This is a genomic window from Lactobacillus sp. UMNPBX6, from assembly GCF_002553975.1.
GTDB classification, from domain to species: domain Bacteria; phylum Bacillota; class Bacilli; order Lactobacillales; family Lactobacillaceae; genus Lactobacillus; species Lactobacillus gallinarum.
This window is the reverse complement of the sequence record NZ_PCZD01000072.1, coordinates 1-7,320: the sequence shown is the minus strand read 5'-3', so window position 1 is coordinate 7,320 and position 7,320 is coordinate 1. Positions and strand designations below refer to the sequence as shown.

The window sequence follows — 7,320 nt, the reverse complement described above, 5'->3', positions numbered from 1 at the left end:
TAAACTATTGAATTTTCAAGGTACAAGCCCACTTTTGCAAGTGGGAAGTTTAAGTTAATTTATATTATTCTTCTGAATTTTTTAAAGCTTTCCTAAATTACTGGTGCTCGATTGCAAAAATGATAAAATATTAAGTACATGTGAGAAAACTGAGAATATGGGGGAAATATATGAGTGAGAAAAAATCAGAGACTAGTTCTGGATATAAAAGAACCCTAAGCAATGCTCACATTCAATTAATTGCTTTGGGAGGAACAATCGGAACCGGTCTTTTTCTAGGTGTCGGTGACAGTATTCATAGGGCCGGGCCTAGCGTTATCTTGATCTATATCATTGTAGGTATTTTCCTATTCCTGCTCATGCGTGCATTGGGCGAATTGATTATGTCCGACCTCAACAAGCATACTTACATTGATTTTATTGAACAATATCTGGGTAAAAACATCGGTTTTATCACTGGTTATCTATACTGGCTTAGTTGGATCACCTTAGGAATGGCAGAAACTACCGCCTTAGGTATTTATTTCAAATATTGGTTTCCAACTTTAAAGCCTTGGATACCTGGCATTATTACCATTGTTGCCCTATTAATCATCAATTTAATCTCGGCGCGTGTTTTTGGTAATTTGGAATTTAGTTTTGCTATTATCAAAGTTATTACGATCGTCGCTTTCGTTTTATTGATTTTGTATCTATTAATTACAGGTGGCAAAACAAGTTTCGGGCCTGTAGCTTTTGCTAATTTAGATGATCATGGCGGATTTTTCGCTCGTGGTCCACACGGCTTTTTACAAGGATTCCAAATGGTAATATTCAGTTTTATTGGGGTTGAATTAATTGGTTTAACGGCAGCTGAAGCTCAAAATCCAGAAACCACATTAAAACGCGCAATCAATCAATTGCCAATCAGAATTATCCTATTCTACGTGATGGCGATTTTAGGAATTTTATTGGTTATTCCTTGGTCAAAAGTTTCAACTAACTCTAGTCCTTTTGTGCAAGCTTTAGGTGCAACCGGTATTCGCAATGCCAGTTCAATTATTAACTTCGTAGTAATTTCGGCAGCAGTCTCCTCCACTAACAGTTTTTTATACAGTGCGGGACGACTTTTGTTCTCCGTTACTTTCCACGGCAAGGGCAAGTGGAATCAAACTTTTGGTCACCTATCAAGACGGCAGTTGCCACAAAATGCTTTAATTTTGTCAGCATTATTTATGGCCTGCGCACCACTGATTACCTTGATTATCGGCGATCAAGCCTTTAACTTTATTTCATCTACTTCAACAAGTATGTTCTTGATCATCTGGTGCTTAATGGTTTTGACTCACATTGCTTACAGAAGAAAAACACCTGAAAATAAGTTAAATGACTTCAAAATGCCTGGCTTCCCTTACGTTGATTATTTGATTCTATTGTTCTTCGTATTAATGATCATCTTGCTTTTGATTTTACCAAGCTACCGCATCCCAATGATTTCAGCTATCGTTACTTTCATCATCTTGTACTTAATCTCCAAACTCTGGAGTGACAAAAAAGAAGCTTAAAAAAAGACGCGACAATGTTGCGTTTTTTTATTCGTCTATTTTTTGATAATTTTTGCAGGTACGCCGGCAACTACTGTGTTTTCACCCACAATTACGCCTGGACGAATGGTAGCCCTGGCACCGATCTAGGCATTTTTCTTGATAAGTACTGGCTTTAATTCGAGTTCTTTTCTCTGCTTAGGTTTTAAACCGTGGTTAACGGAAAGAAGATATGCACCTGGTCCAATTAAAACATCGTCTTCAATGGTGATGCCACCTAAGTCAACCATCATCACATTGGAGTTAATAAAGACGCGTTCACCCGCGTTCACCTATTTTGATGTTGTGGCCGTAATCTGTGTAAAATGGCAATCTAATTTCTGTACTCTTGGGGATTTTTTGTCCTGTGATTTCACTGATTAATTGCCGCGCTTCACATTCATAATGACGCTGCGCGTTCAAGTTCTGCAACAAGCGCTGATTTTGTTCGACAATTTCTTGAATAAGTTCTTTATCTTGGGTCTTCATAATCTGCTACTCCTTTTCTTGCTCATTTTTAGTTTAAAAGGTAAAGTAAGTAATGTAAAAAACTTATTAAGTATCACGTATAATAACTTTTATTTATGGTTAAAATATGGAATTAAGAGTTTTAAATTATTTCGTTGCCACAGCGCAAGAGTTAAACATGACGAAAGCGGCACAGAAATTATTAGTTTCTCAGCCTGCTTTATCACGCCAGATTGCGGATTTGGAAGACGAATTAGGGGTCAAGTTATTCAACCGCCAACCACGCCATTTAACTCTGACACCTTCAGGACAATATTTATTAGAGCAAGCAAAAGAAATTTTAGCTTTAACTGCCAAAACTAAGAGCAACCTGCAATCATCAACTGTAATCAGTGGTGATTTAACTATTGCTGCCGGCGAAAGTGTTGGGATGCAAAGACTGATGAATATTGTAAGTAACATTATTCAGGACTACCCTACAGTTAAAATTCATATTCTAAGTGGTGACTATGAATTCGCTGAAAAGAAGTTAAACATCGGTACAGTCGATTTTGCGGCCATCATTGGTAATGTTAACCTTTCAAACTATGCTTCCATTCAATTGCCAGAACGAGACGTATGGGGCGTATTAATGACTAAGAATGATCCTTTAGCTAAAAAGAAGGCAATTACCCCAGCGGATCCGGTTGGCAGAACCGTCTTAAATTCTCAACAGGCTGACACGATGCACTATTTCGATAATTGGCTTGGCAATTACAAAGACGACGTCAATTTCATCGGAACGGTCAACCTAAGCTTTAACGGAACTTTACTAGTTAAAAACAATGCGGCTATGATGTTAACACTAGATAAAATTGCTAATACTTCTAGCGAATCGGGTTTAACATTTAGGCCAATATCGCCAGCTTTAAGTGAACCAATCACGGTTATCTGGAAACATGAGACTAACTTATCACCCGTTGCCGAATTATTCTTAAATAGATTGCAAGCTTCTATTGCTGATGACTAAAAAAATCCCAAGGCCATTCGACCTTGGGATTTTTAGTTTGCTTTATTTTTTCTTACGAGTAAAACGTTGCTTAATTTGTTGCCACATACTTAATGCTTTACGCATATGGTCAGCAGGTACATATTTTCTTATTGCACGCAATACCTTTTTAGGATCACGCGCAGCGAAGATAAATTTACCATTAGATTTAGTTCTAATTTCAAAACGTGGAATATAACGTCCATTAAAATGAACATCCGCAACTACATAAGTTACTTCTTTCCATGGAATTTGAACATAGTCTTCAACATTTCGCTCATTATAAAATTCAAAAGCTTTATCGCCGATCATAATTTTTCCATAGGATGCAATGCCTCTAAACCAGGTACCATCAACGGTTAGATCGACTCTTGTGTTAATTGATTTAGCCATTTTTTATTAAAGAATGCCCCATACGTGGAAGAGAACACCGATAACGAAGATACCAATGATGATCCAGATTGGTGAAACCTTCTTCTTTAATAACCACATACAGAAGAATGTCAAAAGAAGACCAGCTAAACCTGGAATCAATGAGTCCAAGTTGTCTTGCAAAGTAGTAACTTTAGTACTGCTCAAAGCTTTACCATTACCCATGTTCCATTGCGTAAGAACTTCTCTAATACCTTTGGCACCTGATGGAAGCTTGTCCCATTCGATGTAACCACCCTTTTGGATAGGGGTTTGTGCAACGATTGGAGTAAATTTGATGTTTACCCAACGTTCAATCAAGGCACCCAAAACGAACATACCCATCATTGAAGCACCGCGGGTAACTTTTTGAAGCATACCACCTGACATGTCGTTAGTGATAGCTGAACCAGCCTTGTAACCAAATTCTTGTGTGTACCATAAGAAGGCAATTCTGATGATGTTCCAGATAACGAAGAACAAGATAGGTCCCATGATGTTACCTGAAATGGCCATTGATGCACCTAAGGCACCAACAATTGGACGAACAGTGTACCAGAATACAGGGTCACCAACACCGGCCAAAGGTCCCATCATACCAACCTTAACACCTTGGATAGCGTCGTCAGTTACAGGAGCACCGTTAGCTTTATCTTCTTCCAAAGCCAAGGTAACACCGAGAACTGGTGAAGCTAAGTATGGGTGAGTGTTAAAGAATACTAAGTGTCTTTGTAAAGCGGCAGACAAATCTTTCTTGTCTGGGTATAACTTTCTCAATGCTGGAATCATTGAGTATGCGTAACCACCGTTCTGCATTCTTTCGTAGTTCCATGAACCTTGAAGGAATTGTGAGTGCCACATAACGTTAAAACGGTCACGTTTGGTTAATTTAATTTTCTTATCAGCCATTATTTAAATCCTCCTCTATGCGTTCATTTTAATAATCATCAATGATATCGCCGAGTGGATCGCCGGTACCGGCATCGCCAGAGTTGTTTGAACCTGAGCCGTTGCCACCCTTAGCTTCAAGAGCTAAGTACATCAAAGCCATTGAAAGACCGATAGCACCAAGGGCGATCAAAGTTAAGTCCTTGATAGCAGCTAAAGCGAAACCAATTGCGAAGAATGGCCATACTTCTTTACTTGCCATCATGTTGATAACCATAGCGTAACCTACAGCAACAACCATACCACCACCGATGGTCATACCAGCTGATAACCATTGAGGCATCATTGCAAGCCAACCTCTAACAGTGCTTGCTGGGATAGCCAAAAGCAATGCGGCTGGGATAGCGATTCTCAAACCTTGCAAACATACAGCAATCCATTGCCATACGTTGATCATACGCCAGTTACCCTTCTTAGCTTGTGCGTCCATGATGTGAACGATAGCAGTTGAGATAGTACGTACGATCATAGTTAAGAACAAACCAGCAACAGCCAAAGGAATAGCGATACCAGTAGCAGTACCGATACCAGCAGTACCTTGACCACCTTCAACCAAGATAATAGCTGAAGCTACTGAAGCCAAAGCGGCATCTGGTGCAACAGCGGCACCAATGTTTGCCCAACCTAAGGCGATCATTTGTAATTGACCACCCAAAATAACACCTAAGTCCAGGTGACCGGTAACTAAACCGATCAAAGTACATGCAACTAATGGTTGGTGGAATTGCCATTCATCCAAGATACCTTCCATACCTGCAAGAAAGGCAACACCCACTACCAAAATCATTTGTATAGCGTTCATTTATTTACTCCTAATTAATTATTTCTTTTGTTCGTCAAGTAAGGTTTGAGCCTTCTTCAAGATAGAATCCATGTTACCTGGAGCATCTGAAGGAACCTTTCTAACATCAAACTTAACGCCCATCTTTTCAAGTTCACGGAAAGTATCAACGTCTTCTTGGTTCATTGACAATACGTTGTTGGCATTAACGTCGCCTTCCTTGTATGACATTGAACCAACGTTGATATCCTTAAGATTAATACCGCCCTTGATAGCTCTCAAAACATCTTCTGGATTTTCAAACAAAAGAAGTGCGTGTGTGTTACCAAATCTTGGATCCTTTGCGATTTCTTCCATCTTCTTAAGTGGAACAGTGTGAGCTTTAACACCTGCAGGTGCAGCTTCACGAATCATACTCTTACGCAAGTCATCCTTAGCAACACTGTCTGAAACAACAATTACTCGATCTGGCTTCATTGCTGGAATCCAACCAGTAGCAACCTGACCGTGAAGTAAACGTGAGTCGATTCTTGCCAAAACGTACTTAATGTGACCGTCACCAATTACAGTACCTTCTGGAATTGACTTCTTACTGCCCTTAGCTGAGCCCTTGTCAGCGGCTGCTGCAGGAGCAGCGGTCTTTGGCATTAAGTCAGATGGCTTAGTCTTGATACCATCCTTAGCAGGTTCAACTACCTTTGTAGCGATTTGACGTGCAGTAGCATTAGCATCCATCATTCTTTCAGTTAATGCTTGTACAACCATTGGTAAATTCATACCAGCTACAATTGCCCATTTATCATGCTTTTCAGCAAGACCATTTGCTTGGTTAAATGGTGTACCACCCCACAGGTCAACCAAGAATAGAACTTCATCTTGGTTTTCAAATGAAGCAATTGCTTTTTCCATTTTGCCACGAATGTCATCTGGGCCTTCACTAGGCTTTAAGATAACATGAGCAAAATCTTTTTGTTCACCGAAAAGCATTTGCGCAGATTGTGCAATACCATCGGCAAAACCACCATGGCTGGCTAAAACAATTCCTACCATGTAATTTCCTCCTCTAGATCAAAAAAATGAATCCGCTTTTATTATACGATAAATGCTTTCTTTTACAAAGGAATTTTCGAAAATAATTTCAGTTAGAGAAAATAATTTCCAATTTCTAAACTCCCTGTCCCGCTAGCTAAGTGGAAAAATAAAAAGCAATTTGACATTACTGCAAATTTGCTTTTAGGTGAATTTTATTTCTAAAAAATTAATCAACCGCGACAAAATATTTTACTTCTGCGGCGAAATCCTGTTTCATAACAGAATCATAGTAACCAACTTCCATTAGTTCATCCCCACCATAAATTTGACCCGTATTTTCATCACGGTAATCGAGATCAGGATTTAAGCCATATAACTTTGTCTGAGTAAATACCGGCTGAGACTGCGACATAATATTGAAATTCATTACTAAAACTTCTTTTTGATCTTTAGAAACGAAGTTCCATGCTGCCTGATTGCTGCTAAATGGTGATTCAAGCGATAAAAATCGCCGAATTGAGTTAAATGACGCAATTTTTTATAATCATTAATTTCTTTCTCTATCTCTAAAGAATCCTCAGATGATAACTTGGTCAAATCCAATTCATAACCTAAATCACCACTCATCGCAACGGCATAACGCGTTGCAAGTGAAGTATAACGACCATTTTGTTCATTAGGACTCACAGATACATAAGCACCCATCATATTAACCGGATAAACCAAGCTGGTACCATATTGAATTTTCATTCGATCAACCGCATCTGTATCATCGCTCGTCCAAATCTGAGGCATGTAATAGGCCATGCCTGTATCAAAACGGCCACCGCCACTAGAGCAAGCTTCAAATAAAATATCGGGATAAGCAGACACCAATTTTTCCATCAAATCATATAGACCTAAAACATATTAAACAAAAAAGAAGGAAGCTAGGCTTCCTTCTCTCTCCTTACTCCGGCTGTCAGACTCGAACTGACGACATCTTGATTAACAGTCAAGCGCTCTACCAACTGAGCTAAGCCGGAATATTAAAAAAGAGCACGGCAGCTTCCTTTCCTCGCAGGCAGTTGCCCACCAACTACTTTCGGCGT

The 7,320-nt window shown here is 39.3% G+C and carries 8 protein-coding genes, 1 tRNA gene and 1 pseudogene; 2 read left to right on the top strand and 8 right to left on the bottom strand.

The window, feature by feature from the left end; all coding sequences use genetic code 11:
• Positions 1 to 170 precede the first annotated feature (170 nt).
• Positions 171 to 1,544 (top strand): amino acid permease, encoded by a 1,374-nt coding sequence (locus CP357_RS09120; protein WP_098037127.1) that lies wholly within the window; start codon positions 171 to 173, stop codon positions 1,542 to 1,544.
• 35 nt (positions 1,545 to 1,579) lie between these two features.
• On the opposite strand, the pseudogene CP357_RS09115 reads toward CP357_RS09120, so the two are convergent.
• Positions 1,580 to 2,051 (bottom strand): annotated as a pseudogene (locus CP357_RS09115) (DapH/DapD/GlmU-related protein).
• A gap of 106 nt (positions 2,052 to 2,157) precedes the next feature.
• On the opposite strand from CP357_RS09115, the gene CP357_RS09110 reads away from it, so the two are divergent.
• Positions 2,158 to 3,039: a LysR family transcriptional regulator gene (locus tag CP357_RS09110; RefSeq protein ID WP_098037126.1), complete on the top strand. Its 882-nt coding sequence runs from the start codon at positions 2,158 to 2,160 to the stop codon at positions 3,037 to 3,039.
• A 42-nt stretch (positions 3,040 to 3,081) separates the two neighbouring features.
• Here the strand turns inward: CP357_RS09110 and CP357_RS09105 are convergent, their stop codons facing one another.
• The 7 genes from CP357_RS09105 to CP357_RS09080 form a co-directional block, all read right to left on the bottom strand.
• Positions 3,082 to 3,450: a DUF956 family protein gene (locus CP357_RS09105; protein WP_025006440.1), complete on the bottom strand. Its 369-nt coding sequence runs from the start codon at positions 3,448 to 3,450 to the stop codon at positions 3,082 to 3,084.
• Between the two features lie 6 nt (positions 3,451 to 3,456).
• Positions 3,457 to 4,377 carry a PTS system mannose/fructose/sorbose family transporter subunit IID gene (locus CP357_RS09100; RefSeq protein ID WP_098037125.1) on the bottom strand — a complete coding sequence of 307 codons (921 nt, stop codon included), beginning with the start codon at positions 4,375 to 4,377 and terminating at the stop codon, positions 3,457 to 3,459.
• 28 nt (positions 4,378 to 4,405) lie between these two features.
• Positions 4,406 to 5,218, bottom strand: a complete 813-nt coding sequence (locus tag CP357_RS09095; RefSeq protein ID WP_025006442.1) for a PTS mannose/fructose/sorbose transporter subunit IIC — start codon at positions 5,216 to 5,218, stop codon at positions 4,406 to 4,408.
• 18 nt (positions 5,219 to 5,236) lie between these two features.
• On the bottom strand, positions 5,237 to 6,247 hold the full coding sequence (locus CP357_RS09090) for a PTS sugar transporter subunit IIB (RefSeq protein WP_087176925.1): 1,011 nt from the start codon (positions 6,245 to 6,247) through the stop codon (positions 5,237 to 5,239).
• Positions 6,248 to 6,455: 208 nt separating this feature from the next.
• On the bottom strand, positions 6,456 to 6,656 hold the full coding sequence (locus CP357_RS10630) for a GH36 C-terminal domain-containing protein (RefSeq protein WP_233187252.1): 201 nt from the start codon (positions 6,654 to 6,656) through the stop codon (positions 6,456 to 6,458).
• A 2-nt stretch (positions 6,657 to 6,658) separates the two neighbouring features.
• Positions 6,659 to 7,114, bottom strand: a complete 456-nt coding sequence (locus CP357_RS09085) for an alpha-galactosidase (RefSeq protein ID WP_233187251.1) — start codon at positions 7,112 to 7,114, stop codon at positions 6,659 to 6,661.
• 67 nt (positions 7,115 to 7,181) lie between these two features.
• Positions 7,182 to 7,254, bottom strand: a tRNA-Asn gene (locus CP357_RS09080).
• Between the last annotated feature and the right edge of the window lie 66 nt (positions 7,255 to 7,320).